Origin of the sequence: Campylobacter sp. P0109 (assembly GCF_002138755.1) — a bacterium.
Lineage (GTDB): Bacteria > Campylobacterota > Campylobacteria > Campylobacterales > Campylobacteraceae > Campylobacter > Campylobacter devanensis.
On record NZ_MJKK01000006.1, the window covers coordinates 64,688 to 85,250 of the forward strand.

21 protein-coding genes, 2 tRNA genes and 2 pseudogenes are annotated in these 20,563 nt (G+C 35.0%); 15 read left to right on the plus strand and 10 right to left on the minus strand.

Features of this window, described 5'->3' with window-relative positions:
- Positions 1 to 15: 15 nt before the first annotated feature.
- Genes CIGNP109_RS06895 through CIGNP109_RS06915 form a run of 5 tightly spaced genes read left to right on the plus strand, consistent with a single transcriptional unit; the run spans position 16 to position 3,300 of the window.
- A complete protein-coding gene (locus CIGNP109_RS06895) occupies positions 16 to 300 on the plus strand; it encodes a hypothetical protein (RefSeq protein WP_086228716.1) in 285 nt (94 codons plus the stop codon).
- An 18-nt stretch (positions 301 to 318) separates the two neighbouring features.
- Positions 319 to 639, plus strand: a complete 321-nt coding sequence (locus tag CIGNP109_RS06900; RefSeq protein WP_086228717.1) for a hypothetical protein — start codon at positions 319 to 321, stop codon at positions 637 to 639.
- 18 nt (positions 640 to 657) lie between these two features.
- On the plus strand, positions 658 to 1,629 hold the full coding sequence (locus CIGNP109_RS06905; RefSeq protein ID WP_086228718.1) for a hypothetical protein: 972 nt from the start codon (positions 658 to 660) through the stop codon (positions 1,627 to 1,629).
- 11 nt (positions 1,630 to 1,640) lie between these two features.
- Positions 1,641 to 1,994, plus strand: coding sequence for a hypothetical protein (locus CIGNP109_RS06910; RefSeq protein WP_086228719.1), 354 nt, complete (start codon positions 1,641 to 1,643; stop codon positions 1,992 to 1,994).
- Positions 1,995 to 2,040: 46 nt separating this feature from the next.
- A complete protein-coding gene (locus CIGNP109_RS06915; RefSeq protein ID WP_086228720.1) occupies positions 2,041 to 3,300 on the plus strand; it encodes a tyrosine-type recombinase/integrase in 1,260 nt (419 codons plus the stop codon).
- A 7-nt stretch (positions 3,301 to 3,307) separates the two neighbouring features.
- On the opposite strand, the gene CIGNP109_RS06920 is transcribed toward CIGNP109_RS06915, so the two are convergent.
- The 7 genes from CIGNP109_RS06920 to mnmG form a co-directional block, all read right to left on the minus strand.
- Positions 3,308 to 3,382: transfer RNA gene (locus CIGNP109_RS06920), tRNA-Met, on the minus strand.
- A gap of 10 nt (positions 3,383 to 3,392) precedes the next feature.
- Positions 3,393 to 3,467: transfer RNA gene (locus CIGNP109_RS06925), tRNA-Gln, on the minus strand.
- Positions 3,468 to 3,654: 187 nt separating this feature from the next.
- Positions 3,655 to 4,023 (minus strand): hypothetical protein, encoded by a 369-nt coding sequence (locus CIGNP109_RS08675; RefSeq protein ID WP_236847571.1) that lies wholly within the window; start codon positions 4,021 to 4,023, stop codon positions 3,655 to 3,657.
- A gap of 462 nt (positions 4,024 to 4,485) precedes the next feature.
- Positions 4,486 to 5,511, minus strand: a complete 1,026-nt coding sequence (locus CIGNP109_RS06935; protein WP_086228721.1) for a c-type cytochrome — start codon at positions 5,509 to 5,511, stop codon at positions 4,486 to 4,488.
- Positions 5,508 to 6,755, minus strand: coding sequence for a cytochrome b (locus tag CIGNP109_RS06940; protein ID WP_086225558.1), 1,248 nt, complete (start codon positions 6,753 to 6,755; stop codon positions 5,508 to 5,510). The genes CIGNP109_RS06935 and CIGNP109_RS06940 overlap by 4 nt, the downstream gene beginning before the upstream one ends.
- Before the next feature lie 10 nt (positions 6,756 to 6,765).
- The gene (gene petA / locus CIGNP109_RS06945; protein ID WP_086228722.1) at positions 6,766 to 7,272 is read right to left on the minus strand and encodes a ubiquinol-cytochrome c reductase iron-sulfur subunit; all 507 of its coding nucleotides are present in this window, start codon (positions 7,270 to 7,272) and stop codon (positions 6,766 to 6,768) included.
- Positions 7,273 to 7,427: 155 nt separating this feature from the next.
- Positions 7,428 to 9,293, minus strand: a complete 1,866-nt coding sequence (mnmG, locus tag CIGNP109_RS06950) for a tRNA uridine-5-carboxymethylaminomethyl(34) synthesis enzyme MnmG (protein ID WP_086228723.1) — start codon at positions 9,291 to 9,293, stop codon at positions 7,428 to 7,430.
- A gap of 97 nt (positions 9,294 to 9,390) precedes the next feature.
- On the opposite strand from mnmG, the gene ribE reads away from it, so the two are divergent.
- The 9 genes from ribE to CIGNP109_RS06995 all read left to right on the plus strand — a co-directional run bounded on the left by ribE (position 9,391) and on the right by CIGNP109_RS06995 (position 16,001).
- A complete protein-coding gene (gene ribE / locus CIGNP109_RS06955; protein ID WP_086228724.1) occupies positions 9,391 to 10,002 on the plus strand; it encodes a riboflavin synthase in 612 nt (203 codons plus the stop codon).
- On the plus strand, positions 9,986 to 10,666 hold the full coding sequence (pgeF, locus tag CIGNP109_RS06960) for a peptidoglycan editing factor PgeF (protein WP_086228725.1): 681 nt from the start codon (positions 9,986 to 9,988) through the stop codon (positions 10,664 to 10,666). Before ribE ends, pgeF begins: the two co-directional genes overlap by 17 nt.
- A 3-nt stretch (positions 10,667 to 10,669) precedes the next feature.
- Positions 10,670 to 10,876 carry a hypothetical protein gene (locus CIGNP109_RS06965; RefSeq protein ID WP_086228726.1) on the plus strand — a complete coding sequence of 69 codons (207 nt, stop codon included), beginning with the start codon at positions 10,670 to 10,672 and terminating at the stop codon, positions 10,874 to 10,876.
- Between the two features lie 133 nt (positions 10,877 to 11,009).
- On the plus strand, positions 11,010 to 11,786 hold the full coding sequence (gene rpsB / locus CIGNP109_RS06970) for a 30S ribosomal protein S2 (protein ID WP_086226837.1): 777 nt from the start codon (positions 11,010 to 11,012) through the stop codon (positions 11,784 to 11,786).
- Positions 11,786 to 12,850: a translation elongation factor Ts gene (gene tsf / locus CIGNP109_RS06975; protein ID WP_086228727.1), complete on the plus strand. Its 1,065-nt coding sequence runs from the start codon at positions 11,786 to 11,788 to the stop codon at positions 12,848 to 12,850. The genes rpsB and tsf overlap by 1 nt, the downstream gene beginning before the upstream one ends.
- A gap of 2 nt (positions 12,851 to 12,852) precedes the next feature.
- Positions 12,853 to 13,488, plus strand: coding sequence for an ABC transporter ATP-binding protein (locus CIGNP109_RS06980; RefSeq protein ID WP_086228728.1), 636 nt, complete (start codon positions 12,853 to 12,855; stop codon positions 13,486 to 13,488).
- A gap of 150 nt (positions 13,489 to 13,638) precedes the next feature.
- Positions 13,639 to 14,736, plus strand: coding sequence for an aminotransferase class I/II-fold pyridoxal phosphate-dependent enzyme (locus CIGNP109_RS06985; protein ID WP_086228729.1), 1,098 nt, complete (start codon positions 13,639 to 13,641; stop codon positions 14,734 to 14,736).
- Positions 14,717 to 15,331: a pimeloyl-ACP methyl esterase BioG family protein gene (locus CIGNP109_RS06990; RefSeq protein WP_086228730.1), complete on the plus strand. Its 615-nt coding sequence runs from the start codon at positions 14,717 to 14,719 to the stop codon at positions 15,329 to 15,331. Before CIGNP109_RS06985 ends, CIGNP109_RS06990 begins: the two co-directional genes overlap by 20 nt.
- On the plus strand, positions 15,321 to 16,001 hold the full coding sequence (locus CIGNP109_RS06995; RefSeq protein WP_086228731.1) for a biotin synthase: 681 nt from the start codon (positions 15,321 to 15,323) through the stop codon (positions 15,999 to 16,001). Before CIGNP109_RS06990 ends, CIGNP109_RS06995 begins: the two co-directional genes overlap by 11 nt.
- Here the strand turns inward: CIGNP109_RS06995 and bioA are convergent.
- A complete protein-coding gene (gene bioA, locus CIGNP109_RS07000) occupies positions 15,998 to 17,353 on the minus strand; it encodes an adenosylmethionine--8-amino-7-oxononanoate transaminase (protein WP_201789957.1) in 1,356 nt (451 codons plus the stop codon). The two genes, CIGNP109_RS06995 and bioA, sit on opposite strands and share 4 nt — an antisense overlap.
- Before the next feature lie 9 nt (positions 17,354 to 17,362).
- Positions 17,363 to 18,046: a dethiobiotin synthase gene (bioD, locus tag CIGNP109_RS07005; RefSeq protein WP_086228732.1), complete on the minus strand. Its 684-nt coding sequence runs from the start codon at positions 18,044 to 18,046 to the stop codon at positions 17,363 to 17,365.
- Positions 18,047 to 18,170: 124 nt separating this feature from the next.
- On the opposite strand from bioD, the pseudogene CIGNP109_RS07010 reads away from it, so the two are divergent.
- A pseudogene (locus CIGNP109_RS07010) lies at positions 18,171 to 19,984 on the plus strand (PhoX family protein).
- Between the two features lie 268 nt (positions 19,985 to 20,252).
- Here CIGNP109_RS07010 and CIGNP109_RS07015 read toward each other — a convergent pair.
- Positions 20,253 to 20,563 (minus strand): annotated as a pseudogene (locus CIGNP109_RS07015) (acetyl-CoA carboxylase biotin carboxylase subunit); the annotation flags it as partial.

The following is a 20,563-nucleotide window of genomic DNA, read 5'->3' on the forward strand; positions in this document are numbered from 1 at the left end:
CTATACCCCTACCTAATGGTTGATGAGCTATCATCTAAGCCATTTTTTGTAGATGATGATACGCTTTATAAGGCGTTGTATAAGAGTGAATTATATTATTCTTATTGGGATAATAACAGTAGTAAAGAACTGGAGCAATGGTATATCGAAGGATATAATACAGCTATGGAGCAAGGTTATGAAATATCCAAAGCTGAACTATCTAAAGAGAACCTAAAGGGAGCTGAACCGTGGTATATAGCTTATATCAACGGTTTTAAAGATGCTATATATGATATGAAACATTGTATTGATTTTTAAGATAGTGAAAGGAATATAATGAGAGCAGCAGAAGTATTAAAAGTAATAAAAACTAGGCAAAAAATTAAGTTGGCTTTTAGCCCCTTTTGGATACTTTTCTCAATAGTATTTATGTTTGTATTATTTTTATTTGAAGTCTTTAAGATAGCTAAAGATTTTTATAATGAAGTAGGTGGGGTTAAAGGTTTTTGTGAAATGGCTACTAAGTATAAGTATAAACGCAGTTGTAAAGAATGCGGAGAAAGAATATATCCCATTAGTGAAGCAGAAGTTAAGGAAGTATTAGAAAAACAAGGTAATATAGAGCTATGCTTATGCTCTAAATGTAACAAAAAATAATACTAAAGGATAAGCAAGATGGCAATTATAAAAGCTCAAGGTGGAATAATAGAAGCTCACCACGCTGACCCTATATGGGTTAGGAAACATTTTAAGCACGATATAGAATTACTTAGAACAGGTGAAGTGCCAAAGAAATCTGATGAAGAAATAGCAAAAGCTAATGAATTGCTATTAAGAATATGGGCTGTGTGGGGTATAGCCTTACTTGCTTGTATAGCCTATGGATATAACCCTTGGTTTATAGCAGTTATTGTAATTGGGTTTATATTCTGTATAGGGGCTACTGGGGTAATATCAGGGCACAACTCAGGACGCTCATTGTGGCTAACGGCTAGGAATAATGGGTTTAGATATGATAGTGATAGTGATGTTACCTACATAGCTCAGTTACAATTAATGGGTATGAGCTTAATACCAAAGGAGCTAAAGGAGAAGGCTGAAGCTGAGTGTAGGATACTAAAGGGGCATACTATGTATAGGTATCCTATAACCTATGAGAAAATACATTTAAGTAGGCGTTGCCATAACTGGTTAAATGCTAAGATATGTTTTAAACTTGTTGATAGAGTTAGAACTATAGAAGTAACTACGAAAGATAGAAAAGTAGTTATAGAGATAGCAAAGCTAAAGAAATATGAAAAATATATACAAGGTATGGGGGGCTTTACGAATAATTTTGAGATGGACGGTAGGTCTTTTAATAAGCTATTTAGCTCTAAGGCTGTGTATAATGATGTAGGGGTTGTTTTAGATAGTGGTTATAGAAGCTCTAAAGCGGTTGGGATAAAACCACAGGCTTTTAGGGTGCTAGCTGTAATAATTTACCCTAAAATTAGTGATAATGATTATGGTGATTTTACAGTATATAAAGAGATAGAAGACTGGGAAATAGTAGAGTTAGTTGATGAAAGGTTTAATCCTGATGCATATAGAGCATTAGAAGATGATAAAGCATTAGATAAAGCAATTAAAGCAAAGTTAATATAAAGGAGAACAGAATGCAAAACACATATTTAGATAGGGTTAGTGAAGCTCTAACGCTTTTAAATAGATTAGATAATTTTAAACCACCTACTAATGGTGATGGTAAGAATGTAAAGAGCTACTCTATAAAGCTTTTTATATTGTTATTTACAATAGCGAAACACGAAGGAGAAACACAGGCTTTCTATTCGGAGTTATTAAACTGGACTACGGCTAATACTAGCATACATACAGGATATCTCTATGATAATGGTTTTATAAGTAAAGCCTATGATGATAGAGATACGAGAAACTTAGCTAGAAAGTTATTTATAACGCCAAAAGGAAGGGAGTTTATAGAAAACTTATTAAGAAAGGAGAGAAGTTAAGCAAAATTATAAGAGGGTCTTATAATATAAGCAAAGGCGGTAAGGTATGTTTAAATTAAAAGATGGTCGCTACAAAAGCGACTTTTATATAAATGGTAAAAGATACCAAAGAACTTGGAACACCACTGATATAGAAGTGGCAGAGAAATGCGAAAAGGATTTAAGGGTTAGCCTACAAGCAGCCTTATTATCCCCTACGCAATTAGGCTTTAATAATCTAGAGTGGTTATTAGAACCACCTAAAGAAACCAAATCCTTCTTACTTAGTGAAGCTAGGGATTATATGGTAGAGAGTGTGTGGCAATACTTGGAGGACAATAAAAATCCACCATCAAGGATTAACACTCTAATAAAAATGGTTGGTGATTTAGACTTATCTCTTATTACCACAGAGCTACTGATGAACTTAAAAAGAACTATGTTAATCAGTGGTGTAAATGGTAAGCGGTACAAAGAGAGAACCTTTAATCACCTGTTAAGCACTCTTAGGACAACCTTTGAGACGCTAGAGCGAACTGGGGTTTATGAGTTTAAGAATAAACCTAATTTTAAAAAGCTAGCAGCTAGTATAAGAGAGACTAAGATAGTATGCTATAGCGATGTTGAGATAAATGATATTGCTGAATACTTTAAGAGTATCAGTGATAAGACAGGTAGCCTAGTAGATAGAGAGATGTATGAGTATTTTGTAATTAACTCTAATCTAGGACTAAGACCAGCTGAATACTATGAACTTAGGGTAGGTGATATAGACTTAGAAAACAAGACTATTACCATCAGTAGAGCTTTAAAAACACACTCTACTACATTAAAAGTAGGGACTACTAAGAACGCTAATAGTAGAACCTTACCCTTAGGTGGCATAACCTTAAAACTTTTAAGTGATATATGCGATAGGGTTAATTTAGCTTTATCTTTAGAAAGGTCAAAAGCTATGGAGTTATACCTGAAGGAACCTGAAGGATATCTGAAGGGAGTTTATTACTCAATAGCTAGAGGTCGTTACAAAGGATTAGATAGAGAAAATTATAAGAATTGTAAGATAAATAATTTGACACACAGCATATGTGTATCAAGGTGGAAAGATATGAATAAGGCTTTAGGTTTTGATAAGCGAATAAACGCTAAAGAGTATAACCAATATGCCTTAAGACATACTGTAGCAAGTCGTTTGGTTAGCCTAAAGAAGTTTTCAGCTTATAGGTTAATGCAGTATTTGGGACATAAAAATATACAGAGTAGTTTGAAGTATGTCCATCTAAATATCGATGATATAAGAGATGGAATTGGTGTAGGTGTATGTTAAAGATGATTGGTTGCGAGAGAGGGACTTGAACCCCCGACCCTCGGGTTATGAGCCCGATGAGCTACCACTGCTCCATCTCGCGTCATAAGAGGTGGATGGGGTAAGAGGATTCGAACCTCTGAATGACAGGACCAAAACCTGTTGCCTTACCGCTTGGCGATACCCCAATCTAAAAATGAGTTGTAATTATACAATATTTTTTGATATTTGTCAAGCATTTTGGCAAAAATTACTCAAAATTATCAAATTTATAATAAATAAATTTACTTAATATCGCAAAAGTTTGTATAAATATAGTTTTAATTTATTATAAAGTTAGTTTAAGTAGGCCATAAAATAGGATCTGTTAAGTTTTTAGAATTTATAGTTATATCCTAAATATAAGCCATAGTTTATCTCTTTTACATTATCAGCGTTAAATTCTTCAGAATCAAATTCTGCCATTTTCCCATAATTTGTCCTATCAGCTTTAAAGCCAATTTCCAATTCATTATTTTTATCAAATGAATAAATTCCACCTATTTTTGCACCAATTAGCCAACCATTTTTGCTATCTTTATCACTATATCCTGTAATATCGTTGATTTTTACTTTTAATCTAGAGTATCCACCATATGGACCAACTGCTAATTTGAAATTATCTGTTATAGATGGGGTATAGTCAGCTCCAAGGATGAATTTATGAGTTAGCCATTTTACAGTATAATCTGGATCATAACTCATATCTTTACTAGCTTGAAAATCATATATGTAAGAGCTATAAACCCTATATCTATCAAAGTCGTAACCAGCTTTTAGCCTAATACCTGCTTGAGCCTTTTTATATTTTATTATTCCAGTATCTCCTGCGTTATTATATTTTACTTTTAAATTTCATTGAAAAGAGTAGTCGCTCTCAATTCCTGTAAATAGACCATCAGCAAGTGCAAATGAATAAACCATAGAGGCAACAAGAGATATTTTTAAAGCGAAATTTTTTATTAAATCTCCTTTATAAATTTAGCATTAAAATATAGTTATATCACATCAATCTAAATAGAAATAAAAATTTATTACGAAATTTAAAATATACACCCTTAAACATGGCAAAACAAAATTCAAAAAATATAGACAATACAAAAAGTTAGAAATATGTAAGACTTACTAAGATTTAGAGTGAAAATCACCCTAAATCTTTTAAGTATATTAATGTAGTTTAGACCAAATTTTGCGTTTCCATGCCCAAGCAAATACACTAAGAATAGCAAAATAAATCATGATATAGATACCTGTTGTCTCTCTTTCTTCTTTTTTGCTATCACCGGCTTCTCTCATATACTCAATAACTTGCTTTTGAGCTTTTTCATTTAAGCCTACACGCGGCATAGATGTGCCTGGAAGCATTTTTTGAGTATCATTGATGAAATTATTTAGATATAGTTCGCTTCTAGATCTAATATACATAGATAGATCAGGAGGCGTCATACCTAGATAATTTGCTATGCTTTGTTTGTTGCCATTAGCAAATACATTTACATATTTCATATCATGGCATCTAGCACAAGACTCTATAAATACATCTCTATCGCTCATCTCTTTTGGTGCTATGCTTTTGAAATATGCTACTAAGTCTGCTATTTCTTGATTTAAATCACCGCCAGCACCATAGAAAGCTGTCATAGGAAATGGGTTTGTATCATTAAATTTATGAGTAACTTTTAACGCCATAGCTGGATCTTTAATAAGAGCAGCTAGGAATTTACCATCATAAAGATATCCGATATTGCTAAGATCTGGAGGAGCAACACCATAAGCCTCGCTAGCACTTTTATCATCCATTGCCGGTTCAAAACCAGCTGATTTAATGCTGTGGCATGCTGTACATCCAGCAGCTGCTACTAAATTTGCACCTGAAGCTGCATCGCCTTTTGTAAGGTCTATACTTTCGATACCTGCCCAAAATGCACTATATTTTTCTAGTTCAGCTTTTGCATTTTCTAGAGTTTTTGTAGCACCATCAATAATACTTTTATCACCGCTAGTTTGAGCGGCTTTTAAAGCAGCTTCTGCTTTTTCTACATTTGTTTTTGCTAGAGTTGTATCCTCTTTGGCAAAGTCAAAATTAGCTGGTTCAACATGTGGGTGTAAAATTGAATGTGCGTAAGGCTCAACACCCCAATAAATAGCGCCTGTAACAAGGACGACAATTAAAAACGCTTTTAATTCTTTCATTTATTTGCCTTTCTTTCCTTGATTGTGATGATAGGAAGTACTACAAGTAGCAACACAAGGAAGCCAACTGAAGAGAAGAATCCTATCCAAGCATTAAATCCCGTTGGAGGAAGTTTGCCATACACTGTTAGGATAATTAAATCGATAATAAGTAACCAGAACCATATAAAGAAACCTTTTCTTTTATGAGCTGGAGCTACTACATCGCTTCTATCATATAGAGGCATAAAGAATAGCGAAATACCAGCAAATGCCATAGCTAAAGCACCAATATCAGCTGCTTTTAAAGGTCCAATATCAAAGAAGAAACCGCGTAAAATTTCATATTGCCATAAGAAATACCACTCAGGATAGATATGAGTTGGAGTTTTAGCAGCATTTGCAGGATCGAAGTTGATTGGATCCATAGCAAAATTGAAATGGAAACTTACTAAATAGAAGAAGAAAATCATAAATAAAGATACATAGAAGAAATCTTTACTTAAAAATCCTGGCCAAAATGGAATAACTTTTGAATTTACAGTATCGCCTTTTAGATATTTTTCAGCTTCTAATTCAAAATCAATCTCTTCACCTTCAAGGTTATTAACATGAGGGATACGTAAAGTATAGAAGTGAACACCTATAACCATTATAATAACAATTGGTAATAAGCAAACATGAAGCATAAAAAATCTTGTAAGTGTAGGATCGCTAACTGCGTAATCCCCCCTAATCCATTCAACTAACGCACCGCCAATAAATGGAATTCCGCCAAATAGTTGAGTGATAACTTGCGCAGCCCAGTAGCTCATCTGCCCCCATGGTAGCATATATCCACTAAATGCTTCAGCAGAGAAAATCAAGAAAAGCAACATACCGCTAATCCATATCATCTCACGGCCTTTTTTATATGAACCATAGTAAATTCCAACAAATGCGTGAATATAGATAATTAAAAAAATCACAGATGCCGCAACTGCGTGAATATGTCGCCATAACCAACCATACTCAACCTCTTTCATAATAGTGTAATTCACACTATCAAAGGCTAAATTTGCATCTGGTTTATAGTACATTAGCAATAATAAACCGCTTATAAAAAGTAGGGTAAAAAGTACAGTTAAAACTACACCCATTGCCCAAAGAAAATTGATATTTTTAGGTATCCAGTATTGCCCTGCTAGGACATTCCATAATTTTGTAAGAGCTATACGCTGATCGAACCAATCTCTTACACTTGTAGCTTTTGTAATATGTGCCATAAATTCTCCCTTACGCTGTAGCGACTAATTTTTTGTACTCAGGGCCTTCTTCGCCTAGCACAAGCTTAGTCCCATCAATTTTAAATGGTGGAATATCTAGTGGGCGTGGTGGCGGACCAAATACATTCATACCATCAGAATTAAACTCTCCACCATGACAGGCACACTTAAACATCTTATCACTAGCACTCCAGCTAGGTATGCATCCAAGGTGCGTACAAAGACCGATTGTAACTATATAATTCTCATTACCTACCACTACATCTCTTGAAGGGTTAGCCTTCATATTCTCATCTTTTTTAATGATAAAAATAGGCTTTTTACGCCACTCTACTTGGCGAAATTCGCCAGGCTGCATAGGGCTTAGATCTACTGTGGTAAAACCTGCTGCTTTAACGCTAGGAAGCGGATCCCAAGACTTTTTCATCCCTACTAAAGCAAAAGCACCACCCACAGCTGCGACAGCGCCAAATGCCATTCCGATGAAATCTCGTCTTTCTTGCTTTTGAACAGACATTTCTTTCCTTTCTATTGATTTAATTATTAGCATTGAAATTAAGCTAACTTTTATAATATAAAAGTGAAACTAAAGCTACAATTCTACCATTTTAAAGTTAAAATTTTATTTAATTAGAATTGTTTTTATAAACAAAAGCAGCCAAGCTCATTGGCTTAGCTAAGTGTAGATTTGTGCCTTTTAATAGCGATATGAAGGATATCTATCGCCGCTGGAGTGATTCCGCTGAGATTTGATGCGGCCGCTAAAGTCGGTGGAGCAAATTTAATTAACTTCTCGACCACTTCATTACTCAAGCCACTAATTGTCTTAAAATCCAAATCATTTGGAATTTTGATATTTAAAAGCCCTTTCATCTTCTCAACTTCTATATGCTGTTGTGCGATATAGTGATAATACTTCGCTTCTGTGAGAATTTGGTTTATTGAATTTTTGCTTAAATTCTCAAAAAACGGCTCAAGCTTTCTAAGCTTATTTTCATCAAAGCTCTTTCTAGCGACCAATTTTTGTAGCGCTATCTTCTCACTTATTGGCTCTTCACCGATGGCGGCTAAAAACTCCAAAGTTTCTTTATTGGGCGTTATCTCTTTTGTAAGCAAAATTTCCATAGCTTTTTGTAATTCATCTCTTAAAGTCTCAACCTCATCATAAGCCTCTTTTGCAAGCAAACCTATCTCAAATCCATATTTACTAAGCCTTAAATTCGCATTATCCTCTCTTAAAAGCAATCTAAATTCCGCCCTGCTAGTAAACATTCTATAAGGCTCTTTTGTCCCTTTTGTGACTAGATCATCGATCAAAACCCCTATATAACTCTCATCTCTGCGTAAAATCAAAGGCTCTTTATTTTGTAAATTCAACGCAGCATTTATACCAGCCATCAACCCTTGAGCGGCGGCCTCTTCATATCCTGTGGTGCCATTTATCTGCCCTGCTAGATATAGCCCACTAATCTTTTTAGTTTCTAAGGTATGTTTAAGCTCGGTTGGATTAACATAATCATACTCTATAGCATATCCATGGCGCACGATAATCGCATTTTCAAAACCATTAATAGACCTTAGCATTGCTACTTGTGCATCATAAGGAAGTGAAGTTGAAAAGCCATTTATATAGTATTCAGTTGCTTCTAAGGTTTGAGGCTCTATAAATAGATGATGGCGATCTCTATCTCCAAAGCGGTTTATCTTATCTTCGATACTTGGACAATACCTTGGCCCTACTCCTTCTATCTGACCTGTAAATAGTGGCGCTCTATCGAAATTTGATCTGATGATATCGTGGGTGTCTGTATTTGTGTATGCTATGTAGCAAGGAAGTTGATTTGGAGTCCAGTTTTTAGTTCTAAAACTAAATGGCACTGGCTCTGCGTCTCCATCTTGAATTTCTAAAACACTAAAATCAATTGAGCTTGCTAGTACTCTTGGGCATGTTCCAGTTTTTAATCTTCCCATTTCTAAATTCAGGCTTTTTAGCGAGCTTGATAGCTCTTTTGAGCTTAACTCACCGACACGACCGGCTTGGAGTTTATTTGTGCCAACATGGATTAAGCCATTGAGAAATGTCCCCGTTGTTATGATGAGTTTTTGCGTGTGATAGGTGTTGTCTAAATGGGTTTTTACCCCTATTATTTTGTTATTTTGCGTTAAAATTTCAGTAGCGATCTCTTGGGTAATCTGTAAATTTGGCGTGTTTAAAAGCAAATTTCGCATATAAATTCGATATCTATCCATATCTATTTGAGCCCTACTACCACGCACTGCTGGACCTTTACTCTCATTTAAGAGGCGAAATTGTATCCCGCACTCATCAGTAGTAAGCCCCATTTGACCACCTAAAGCGTCAATCTCTTTGACTAAATGCCCCTTGGCTAATCCGCCAATTGCTGGATTACAGCTAGCTGCGCCGATTTGCTCGGCTAAAATTGTGATTAATAGAGTTTTGGCTCCCATTTTAGCTGCTGCGAGCGAGGCCTCGATCCCAGCATGTCCGCCACCAACTACGATAACATCATATTCCATAATTTGCCTTGTGATTTTTATGGGCGATTTTATCTAATTTATAGTAAAAGATTTATAAATTTAGATTATAATTTCTCAATTCGAATTTGAGGTGATTATGTTTAATGGACTGATTCGTGAGATTGGTGTTGTGCGTAGTTTTGATGGTAAAAATCTAAGTATCAAGGCTACTCATAAGCCAAATTTAGGTGATAGCATAGCGGTAAATGGGGCTTGTTTGAGCGTAACAAAGATTGATAAAGATGGATTTGTAGTAGAATTAAGCAGCGAAAGCGCTAATATATTGGCTTTGGAAAATTACAAAAACAGAGTCCATATAGAACCAGCTATGAAAATTGGTGATAGGATAGATGGGCATTTGATTCAAGGGCATATAGATGCTATTGGGGTTATTAGAGATATTAAGAGACTATCAAGTGGGGTGGATTTTATCATAGAATTACCAAATGAAATTTTACATCTAATAGCCAAAAAAGGCGCCATCGCAGTTGAGGGCGTGAGCCTAACAATCAATGATATTAACTCAAATTTAATGCGTCTAACCCTAATCCCTATAAGTATGAAAGATACGCTATTTGGTGAGTTTCAAATAGGTAGAAGAGTCCATATAGAAAGCGATATTTTAGCTCGTTATATTGATAGAATTTTAAACTCAAAAAACCAAACTCTCACTTGGCAACAGGCTGATTTTTATGCTAGTATCTATTGATAATGATAAGATTATTGCTGGTTTTACAACCAAATTTGATGGTGTGAGCAAGGGCGTTTATGAGAGCTTAAACTTAGCCTATCATGTGGGTGATGATAGGCTAAAAGTAGAGCAAAATAGAGAGATTTTAGCCCACAAAATCAAAACCAAAAAATTAATTTTCATGGAGCAAATTCACTCTGATATAGTCCAAAATTTAAGCGATATTAGCCAAATTTTAGAGCCTTGCGATGCGATTTTTACTAATTTAACCCAAGTTGGGCTATGTGTTATGGTGGCTGATTGTTCGCCTGTGCTTTTATATGATAAAAAGCTAAATTTAGTCTCAGCTATCCATGCTGGAAGAGCTGGAGCCATCTCAAAAATCATAACCAAAACAATAGCTAAAATGGGCTCAAATCCTGAAAATATCAAAGCAATAATTGGCCCAAATATCAAAAAAGATTGCTACGAAATTGGGGATTTAAATTTGGGAGAATTTAATAAATTTAAAGATGGTTTTAAATTTGATTTAGATGGGGCTTTGCGATTTGAGCTTGATGGTATCGGTGTCAAAGATTATGAATTTAGCGATATTTGTAGCCACTGCGATGATAGATTTTACTCATATCGCAAGAGCGGTTTAACTGGTAGATTTGCTGGTTTTATAATGTTAAAAGGATAGATTATGTATGAAAAATTCACCGATATCGAGCTTTTAAAAATCTCACAAAATGCTAGGAATTATGGATTGGAATTTGGAGAGAATTTGACACTTTTGGAGCTATTTTTTCGTCCAAAAAAATTTGAAATAGAAAGTAGCGACCTAGAAAAAATCGCAGAAATTTTCTCTTCACTTCAAAGTATTAAAGAGAAATTTCAACTTAGCAAATAAAGCAAAAAATAAGTTAAATTTAGCTACAATTCACACTTCATTTCACATATGCTAATCCTTGTTTAGTTGCAGTTAATGTCGCTGTTAAGGAGCATAGAGGAATAAACTAATCAAATTTTTTAAGGAGAAACTCATGGTTACTATGAGAGATTTACTAGAGTGTGGTGTACATTTTGGTCACCAAACAAGACGCTGGAATCCAAAGATGAAAAAATTCATTTTTGGCGAGAGAAAAGGCATTTATATAATAGATTTACAAAAAACTATTAGATATTTCAGATATACTTATAATATAGTAAGAGACGCCGCAGCTGAAGGCAAAACAATACTATTTGTCGGTACTAAAAAACAAGCCGGCGTAGCTATCAAAGAGTACGCAGAAAAATGCGGTATGCCATATGTAAACCACAGATGGCTTGGCGGTATGATGACGAATTTTGGGACTATTAGACAATCAATTAGAAAACTTGAAGTTATAGAAGCTATGGAAGAAGACGGCTCTATAAATTTACTTACCAAAAAAGAAGCTTTGATGCTAAGACGCAAAAAAGAGAAGTTAATAGCAACTCTAGGCGGTATCAGAAATATAAAAACACTCCCTGATATGATATTTGTAATTGACACAGTAAAAGAGAGAATCGCAGTAGCAGAAGCTAACAAACTTAAAATACCAGTAGTGGCTCCTATAGATACAAACTGCGATCCAGATATCATTGACTACCCAATTCCGGGCAATGATGACGCTATCAGAAGCGTTCAGCTATTCTGCCAAGAGATGGCTGAAGCGATCAATGAGGGTAAAGCTTTAAGAGATCAAGATGGCGAAATCAGCGAAGAGATAGAAGCTCCAACTCAAGAAGAAAAAGATGAAATATTGGAAGAAGCTATGGCTGAAGGCGAGGAAGAGTAATGGAAATTAGCGCAAATATGGTAAAAGAGCTCCGTGAAAGCACTGGAGCTGGAATGATGGATTGCAAAAAGGCCCTTCAAGAAGCTAATGGAGATATGCAAAAAGCAGTTGATATACTAAGAGAAAAAGGTCTTGGCAAAGCTGCGAAAAAAGCTGATCGCTTAGCTAGCGAAGGTCTTGTAAGCGTAGTTGTAAGTAGCGATAATAAAACAGCTACCATAACAGAAATTAACTCTGAAACTGATTTTGTGGCTAAAAATGCTACATTTGTTGATTTGGTTAAAAATACAACTCTACATGTCCAAACTAACGCAATCACCACAATTGATGAGCTTAAAGAGTCAAGCATTGGCGGGGTTAAATTTGAAGAGTTTTTCCAAAGCCAAATCGCTACTATTGGTGAAAATTTAGTTGTAAGAAGATTTGAAACCATTAAAGCTAGCAAAAATGGAATTGTAGCTGGATATATCCACTCAAATAGCCGTGTTGGTGTTTTGATCGGTGCTGCTTGCGACTCTGAAGCGACAGCTAGCAAAATTGGCGATTTTTTAAGAAATCTTTGTATGCACGCAGCGGCTATGAAGCCTCAAGTTATAAGCTATAAAGAGTTTAGCCCAGATTTTGTAGAAAAAGAGTATCTAGCTCTTAAAGGTGAGCTTGAAAAAGAGAATGAAGAGCTAGTCCGCCTTAAAAAACCACTTCACAAAATACCTGAATTTGCTAGTAGAGCACAATTAAGTGATGAAGTGATAGCCAAAGCAACTGAAAAATTAAAAGAAGAGCTAAGAAAACAAGGCAAACCTGAAGCTATATGGGATAAAATCCTTCCAGGTCAAATAGAGAGATACATAGCTGACAATACTCAACTTGACCAACGACTTACTCTTTTAGGGCAATTCTATGTAATGGATGACAAAAAAACTGTTGAACAAGTAATAGCTGAAGAGGCTAAAAAACTTGGTGGCGAAATAGAAATTGTAAGCTATGTAAGATTCGAAGTTGGCGAAGGCTTAGAGAAAAAGACTGAGGATTTTGCTGCTGAAGTAGCTGCTCAAATGGCTTAATAATGTTAAAGGCGTTAAATTTATCTCATAAATTTGACTATTTGCTCTTTAACGATATAAATTTAGATATCAGACCCGCTACTACTACTGCTATTATGGGTGTTAGTGGTAGCGGAAAATCCACAATTTTACACATTTTATCTACACTTTTATCGCCTACTGATGGCGAAGTTATATATAATGATAAATCACTTTATAAGCTAAGTAGTGATGAACTTTTAAAAATTCGCCGATATGATTTTGGGATTATTTTTCAAGCACATTATCTTTTTAAAGGATTTAATGGCTTTGAAAATATCGAACTCGCCACTATATTAAGCGGTCAAAAAATTAATTTAAACCTCCTTAAAGCATTAAAAATCGACAATGTAATAAATCAAAAAATTGGCGAACTTAGCGGTGGCCAACAGCAAAGAGTTAGTATCGCTAGAGTATTAGCTAAAAATCCTAAAATTATTTTTGCTGATGAGCCGACTGGAAACCTAGATCAAACCACCGCTAAAGAGGTCATGAGCGTAATCTTTGACTATGTCAAAACCAATAACGCCGCTTTGGTCTTAGTAACGCACGATAAGGATATAGCCCAATTATGCGATATAAAATACCAACTATCTAATCAGCATTTAACCCAATGCTAATCCACTCCAAATCTATAATTCCGATACAATCTTTGGTAAAGTCGCAAATTCTAAGCCAATGCTTTTGGAAAAATATTGAAAATTTAAAAATCCATAGCTACATTTTGATATAATTATAACTTTTCAAAAGGCAAATTTAAGCGAGTTATAATGTTTGATATAGAAAAAGCGAAGCAAAATAGCAGTTTTAGGGAGCTAAAGCACTCTAAGATAAACTCAAAATTTCTAAGTTTAGATGGTAAAAATCTCTTGAATTTAGGTAGTAACGACTATCTTGGAATAGCTAGTAATAGGGCATTAAGAGATGAATTTTTACAAATTTGTTTGGGTAGTGAGTGGTATTTTGGCTCTGGGGCTAGTAGATTGGTATATACTTCAAGTGATGAATTTGATCGTTTGGAGAGTTGGTTTGAGGCTAAATTTCATAAAAGTGCGGTGATTTTCAACTCTGGGTATTGTGCGAATTTAAGCTGTATTAGCGCCTTAAATAGTGATGACACGCTCTTTATAGCTGATAAATTAATTCATGCTAGTATGATAGATGCATTGAAGTTATCAAATGCGAAATTCAAACGCTACGCCCATAATGACAATGAAGCATTAGAGAGTTTGGTTAAGCAAAATTGTGATAAATTTAAGTATATTATCATATTAAGCGAGGCGATTTTTAGCATGGATGGCGATAGGGCAGATATAGAGTTTATGCTATCTTTGAAAAAGCGATATGATGGCGTGATGCTCTATATCGACCTGGCGCATTCATTTTTTGCTTTAGATGAGCTTGGGATTGGTGCTAGATTGAGTTGTGATATTGATTTTATGCTTATTACTCTTGGCAAGGCGCTAGGTAGCAGCGGGGCTGTGATTTTAAGCTCAAATAAGTTTAAAGATATATTCATAAATAGTGCTAGAAGCCTTATATATTCGACCGCCTTACCACCTATAAATGTAGCTTGGAGTAACTTTGTGCTAAGCAAAGACTACACAAAAGAGCGTGAAAATCTAGCGAATTTAATCAATTTTTTGGGGCTAAATTCCACTCATATTTCGCCCTTTATAGTAGGAGATAATGCTAAGACTTTAAAGCTTTCAAATAGCTTAAAAAGTCTTGGATATTTCATACCAGCCATTAGGCCACCTACGGTGCCAGAGGGCAAGGCTAGACTTAGAATTAGCTTAAGGGCGGATTTAGAAATTGATGATTTGGTGAGCTTAAAAAGGATTTTAGATGAAAATGGATCTCGTTAAAGATAGCAAAAAGCTTATTGTGTTATTTTTAGGTTATGGATTTGATAAAAGTAGCATTAGCCACTTAGAACTTGGGGATTATGGGCTTTTGGTGGTTAGTGATTATAGTGATTTGGGCTTTGATAAGGAAATGTTAATAGATAAAGATATATATTTAATAGCGTGGTCAATGGGCGTTTGGGCTGCGAATTTGGTGCTGAAAAACACCCCATTAAAGGTCGCAATTGCTATAAATGGCACCCCTTTTGGAATAGATGAAAAATATGGGATTAAAAAAGATATCTTTTATAAAAGTATAAGTGAGTTTGATTTTGAGGGCTTTAAAAGGCTCTGTTTTTTAGGTATTAATGAGCAAAAATTGAGAGATTTTACATTTAATCCAAATGCCAAAATAGAGCTTATAAATCTTTATAAAAACGCTATTTTGCCCTGTGAGAACGCTATTTCGTGGGATAGGGCTTATGTGAGTAAGCGTGATTTGGTCTTTGATAATAGGGCGGTTTTAGAATATTTTAAGGATAAAGCTAGGATTATAAACGCTCCGCATTTTGCATTTTTTAATTTTAAAAGCTTTGGAGAGATAGTTGAAATTTAAAAATGCGAAATTTTATGACCTTTATGCTAAACCGCAGATTTATGCGGCAAATGCTTTGATACAAACTCTTAAAGATTATAGGCAAAATTTCAAAGATATCTATGAAATTGGCGCTGGAAGCGGAGTTTTGACAAGGTTGATTATAGATAATTTGAGCTATGAAAATTTGATTTTAAATGACCTTTATGAGAGTGAATTTATGAGTAAATTCCGCACTCAAATAGGAGATATTTCAAATTTACAAATTCAAAATAGACAAGATCTAATCATCTCAAGCTCTGTTTTTCAATGGATTAATACCCTTGAAAATTTGGCTGATAGGCTCAAATTTAGCTTAAAAAGTGATGGAATTTTGGCTTTTAGTATATTTATTGATGGGACTTTAAGGGAGCTTTCTAGCTTTACAAATCAAGGATTGGAGTATAAAAATTTAGCCCAGTTAAAAGCGATTTTTAGCCAAAAATTTAAAATTCTCACAATAAAAGAGCAAGAAATAAAGCTAAAATTTAGCAATTTAAAAGAACTTTTAACTCACCTTAAACATACTGGAGTTAATAATATTAAGGGCGAATTTAAGCTTACAAAAAGCTCTTATAAAGCTTTAAATTCGCACTTTAATGATGATTTTAGGCTAAGCTATAAATTCGCAATTTTAATCTTAAAAAACTAAAATCCCCCAAGAATCTCATCAATGCTTTTTACGCACCTTTTTATCGCTTCATCCATCTCATCTTTTTGGATATTTAGCGGTGGATTGAAGTATATCACATCGCCAAGTGGCCTTAATATAAGACCATTTTTTAGAGCTTTTTTGTAAATTTGATATCCGATTCTTAGATCTTTATGAAAGGCTTTTTTGCTATCTTTTTGCTCTACTAACTCTATTGCGTTTATGAGTCCGATGGAGCGAATTTGACCTACATTTTTATGCGAGTTTAAAGCAGAGTTTATCTCATTATTTAGATAAATTGCGTTTTGTTGAGCTAAATTTAAGATATTTTGACTCTCAAATATATCCAAAACCGCATTCGCTGCAGCACACCCAAGTGGATTTCCGCTATAAGTATGAGAGTGCATAAAGGCCTTGCCTTGCGAGTATGGAGCGTAAAAGGCGTTGTAAATTTCATTAGTCGTAGCCACGATGGACATAGGCATATATCCGCCAGTTAGACCCTTTGAGAGTGTTATGATATCAGGGCTGATACCAGCATGCTCACAAGCAAACATTCGCCCAGTCCGCCCAAATCCAGTAGCTATCTCATCAGCTATTAGTAATACCCCATATTCATCGCAAATTTGGCGTAGCTTTTTAAGATACAAAGGCGGATATATCATCATCCCAGCTGCAGCTTGAAGTATAGGCTCAACTATTAAGGCCACACTCTCTTTGCCATATTTCTCAAACACAGGCACCGCATAATGCTCAAAATATTCTCTAGCTATCTCATCGCTATCACCTTCAAATTCGCTTCTATACATATCAGGGGCTTTTATGCGGATGGCTTTTAAGAGCATCGGCTCATAAATTTTAGCATACAAATCAAGCGCCCCAACGCTCAAAGCACCGATAGTTTCGCCGTGATAAGCATTGCTAAGGCAGATAAATTTATTCTTATGTGTGTTGCCTACTTGGTGCTGATATTGAAATGCCATTTTAAGCGCACTCTCCACAGCCGAGCTACCATTATCTGAAAAGTTGAATTTATCTAGCTTAGGTGGGAGAATTCGCCTTAATCTACTAGCTAATTTCACAGCGCCTTCGTGAGTGAAATTGGCAAATATCACATGCTCTATATTGTTAAGCTGATTTGTGATAGCTTGATTGATATACTCATTTGAGTGGCCTAGTAGATTACACCACCAAGAGCTGATAATATCTATATACTCTTTATCATTTTCATCATAGATTTTTACCCCCTTACCACGCTTTATCACAATCGGTGGTAGCTCCTTATAATCATACATTTGCGAACACGGATGCCAGATTAGCTCCAAATCCATCTTTGCTATATCCAAAAGCATATTTTATCCTTAATTAAATATATTTAAAATATCATTTTTATTGATTTCTAAGCTTAGCTCATCTCTTTTAACGCAAGAGAGAATTTCTAAGCTAAAAAGCTCTTTTATCATCTTTTTATTATCAACGCAAATAGGGCAATTCTCATCAAAATTATTTAATATTACCCCCTTTATATCAATCCCATTTTGCCTTAGATAAAAGCTAGTTAATCCCACTTGATTTATCGCTCCTAGCGCTGCGTCTGAGACTATTATAACGCTTGAGTTTATAGCTTTTACTATATCAAGTAGCATTAATTTTACTCCATCATATCTAAAAGGGCAGATCGCCCCGCCAGCACCCTCAATCACCAAAAAATCACAAATCCCATCTAGGATTTTAAATTTAGCTAGAATTTTATCTAAATTTACTTGCTTTTTCTCATTTATAGCTGATAAATGCGGAGAATAAGGCTTAATAAAGTTATACTCACTCATTTGAGAGTAGCTAAGCTCAATCTTAGAAAACTCACGCACAAACTTCACATCAAGCGGGATTATATCTCCATCATCGCATAACAAATTCCCACTCGAAACAGGCTTGAAATATCCTATATTTAATCCAAATTCACGCATTTTTTTGACTATTAAGGCGCTTATATAGCTCTTGCCCACATCAGTCCCAGTACCTAAAATAAATATTTTTTTACTCATCTTACTTCCTTTGGATATTCTAAATTTGTATTTTAAAATTTTAAGGCTAAATTTTACATATTTTTAACCAAAATATCATAAAAATTTTACAAGCTGATTTTATAATTTCGTCATAATTTATCATATGGAGTTTTTTATGGAAAGAAGAAATTTTCTGAAAGTTTCTAGCGCTGTTTTGGCTTATGCGGGGTTTTTTTCGCCTTCTAGCGTGTTAGCCAATGAGAAAAAACCTTTAATAGGATTTAAACAAATCGCCCCTAGTACAAGCGATAGCGTCATAGTCCCTGAAGGTTATGAGACTAAAAAGTTAATTAGTTGGGGTGATCCGCTCTTTAGCAAGGCAACACCTTTTGATGAGAGCAAAACTATAAATAAAGCAGCCATAGCAAATGCGAATTTGGTATTTGGCGATAATACCGATGGTATGGCGTGGTTTGATCTTGATGAAGATAGAGCGATTTTAGCTGTTAATAATGAGTATATGAATCCAGAACTAATGTTTAATCACCATGGCAAAAATATGAGCTTAGATGATGTTAAATATGAGCAAAATTCCGTTGGAGTAAGTATATTTGAGATAGCTAAAAATAGCGATGGAGATTATAGTGTTGTGCTAGACTCGCCATACAATCGTAGAATCACAGCCAATACCAAAATGGAGATTCAAGGGCCAGCTAGAGCTCATAATCTTATGAAAACAAAAGCCGATAAGAGCGGTAGCGAAGTCTATGGAACTATGAATAACTGCGCTAGTGGCAAAACGCCATGGGGAACATATCTTACTTGTGAAGAGAATTTCGATGATTTCTTTGGGTCTAGTGATGAGAATTACGCATTTAATCCAGCGCAAAAACGCTATGGCCTTAGCGTAAAAGGCGAGAATTATGAGTGGAAACTAGATGAGAGATTTGATATTGCTAAAAACGAAAATGAGCCAAATCGCTTTGGTTGGGTAGTAGAGATAGACCCATATAATCCAAACTCAACCCCAATCAAACGCACCGCCCTAGGTAGATTTAAACACGAAAATGCTGAAGTAGTAATAGCCAAAAATGGCGAAGTCGTGGTATATATGGGCGATGATGAGGTTAATGAGTTTATGTATAAATTTGTCAGCAAAGCCAAATACAATCCAAACAAACCAAATAAAGATATCTTAAATGAAGGCACACTATATGTAGCCAAACTAAAAGATACCGGCGATTTCAAAGGCGTAGGCGAGTGGGTGGCCTTAGAATATGGCAAAAATGGCTTAGATGAGAAAAATGGCTTTCATAATCAAGGCGATATCTTGATAAATGTTAGATTAGCAGCTAGCATAGTTGGTGCTACACCTATGGATAGACCAGAGTGGATAGCAGCAGACCCAGATGGAAAATACCTATATATAACTCTAACCAACAATACCAAAAAACAGAAGTAAGCGAGTCAAATCCAAGAGCCAATAATATCTATGGCCACATTCTAAGATGGTACCCAAAAGGTGGTAATCACGCTGATAGTGGCTTTAAATGGGATATATTTTTACTTGCGGGAAATCCTTTGAAATATCCAAATGATTTAAGAAAAGGAACTAGCAATATCAATGTAGAAAATATGTTTAATAGCCCAGATGGATTGAAATTTGATAAATTTGGCAGACTTTGGATACAAACCGATGGAAAATACTCAAATAAAGGCGATTATGAAGGGATGGGAAACAATCAAATGCTATGCGCCAATCCTATCACCGGCGAGGTTAGAAGATTTTTGACTGGGCCAGTTGCTTGTGAGATTACGGGCATTGCCTTTAATGAAGATTATACAACTATGTTTGTAGGAATCCAACACCCAGGCGAAAATCTAGCAAATAGCCACTATCCAAATGGCGGCAACTCAACTCCACGAAGCACAATAGTCCAAATCCGTAAAAAAGATGGCGGCGTAATTGGCTCATAAAATATTTTTGACTTCGCAGACTAGCAAAGCTAGTCTTTGCGAAAATTTTGTACAAGCCTCTTAAGGTTACTGCGATAGACGCAGATTTACGCCATTTTATTAAAACTCTTTAAGCTTTAATAAAAATGATTTTAGAACTTAAGATTTTTTGGTTTTATAAATTGGAAATATTAAATAAATTCAAAATAACAAAAAATATTTTCTCAAATAAAAAATATAATTAAGTAATCAAATTTGGCTATCTAAACCAAATTTGATTTAAGTAGATTTAATGCTTTGCCAAATAGTTTGTATCATATAAATTATTGATAAAATCATCATTATTCATCATATTTATATGGAAATCTTTAGTTGTTTTAATCCCTTGTATGATTAGCTCATCAAGTGCGACTTTCATCTTAGCAATAGCTCTATTTCTATCTATATCATGGACGATTAATTTGCCTATCATACTATCATAATACGGCGGAACGCTATAACCTTCATAGACATGGCTATCCATTCTGACATTTCTACCGCCTGGGGCGACATATTTTGTGATTTTACCTGGATTTGGAGTGAAGCTTTTTGGGTCTTCGG

Coding starts and splice junctions, on each gene's coding strand:
- CIGNP109_RS06895 (WP_086228716.1), top strand. CDS start 16: ATGGTTGATGAGCTATCATCTAAGCCATTTTTTGTAGATGATGATACG.
- CIGNP109_RS06900 (WP_086228717.1), top strand. CDS start 319: ATGAGAGCAGCAGAAGTATTAAAAGTAATAAAAACTAGGCAAAAAATT.
- CIGNP109_RS06905 (WP_086228718.1), top strand. CDS start 658: ATGGCAATTATAAAAGCTCAAGGTGGAATAATAGAAGCTCACCACGCT.
- CIGNP109_RS06910 (WP_086228719.1), top strand. CDS start 1,641: ATGCAAAACACATATTTAGATAGGGTTAGTGAAGCTCTAACGCTTTTA.
- CIGNP109_RS06915 (WP_086228720.1), top strand. CDS start 2,041: ATGTTTAAATTAAAAGATGGTCGCTACAAAAGCGACTTTTATATAAAT.
- CIGNP109_RS08675 (WP_236847571.1), bottom strand. CDS start 4,023: ATGAGTTATGATCCAGATTATACTGTAAAATGGCTAACTCATAAATTC.
- CIGNP109_RS06935 (WP_086228721.1), bottom strand. CDS start 5,511: ATGAAAGAATTAAAAGCGTTTTTAATTGTCGTCCTTGTTACAGGCGCT.
- CIGNP109_RS06940 (WP_086225558.1), bottom strand. CDS start 6,755: ATGGCACATATTACAAAAGCTACAAGTGTAAGAGATTGGTTCGATCAG.
- petA (WP_086228722.1), bottom strand. CDS start 7,272: ATGTCTGTTCAAAAGCAAGAAAGACGAGATTTCATCGGAATGGCATTT.
- mnmG (WP_086228723.1), bottom strand. CDS start 9,293: ATGGAATATGATGTTATCGTAGTTGGTGGCGGACATGCTGGGATCGAG.
- ribE (WP_086228724.1), top strand. CDS start 9,391: ATGTTTAATGGACTGATTCGTGAGATTGGTGTTGTGCGTAGTTTTGAT.
- pgeF (WP_086228725.1), top strand. CDS start 9,986: ATGCTAGTATCTATTGATAATGATAAGATTATTGCTGGTTTTACAACC.
- CIGNP109_RS06965 (WP_086228726.1), top strand. CDS start 10,670: ATGTATGAAAAATTCACCGATATCGAGCTTTTAAAAATCTCACAAAAT.
- rpsB (WP_086226837.1), top strand. CDS start 11,010: ATGGTTACTATGAGAGATTTACTAGAGTGTGGTGTACATTTTGGTCAC.
- tsf (WP_086228727.1), top strand. CDS start 11,786: ATGGAAATTAGCGCAAATATGGTAAAAGAGCTCCGTGAAAGCACTGGA.
- CIGNP109_RS06980 (WP_086228728.1), top strand. CDS start 12,853: ATGTTAAAGGCGTTAAATTTATCTCATAAATTTGACTATTTGCTCTTT.
- CIGNP109_RS06985 (WP_086228729.1), top strand. CDS start 13,639: ATGTTTGATATAGAAAAAGCGAAGCAAAATAGCAGTTTTAGGGAGCTA.
- CIGNP109_RS06990 (WP_086228730.1), top strand. CDS start 14,717: ATGAAAATGGATCTCGTTAAAGATAGCAAAAAGCTTATTGTGTTATTT.
- bioA (WP_201789957.1), bottom strand. CDS start 17,353: ATGCTTTTGGATATAGCAAAGATGGATTTGGAGCTAATCTGGCATCCG.
- bioD (WP_086228732.1), bottom strand. CDS start 18,046: ATGAGTAAAAAAATATTTATTTTAGGTACTGGGACTGATGTGGGCAAG.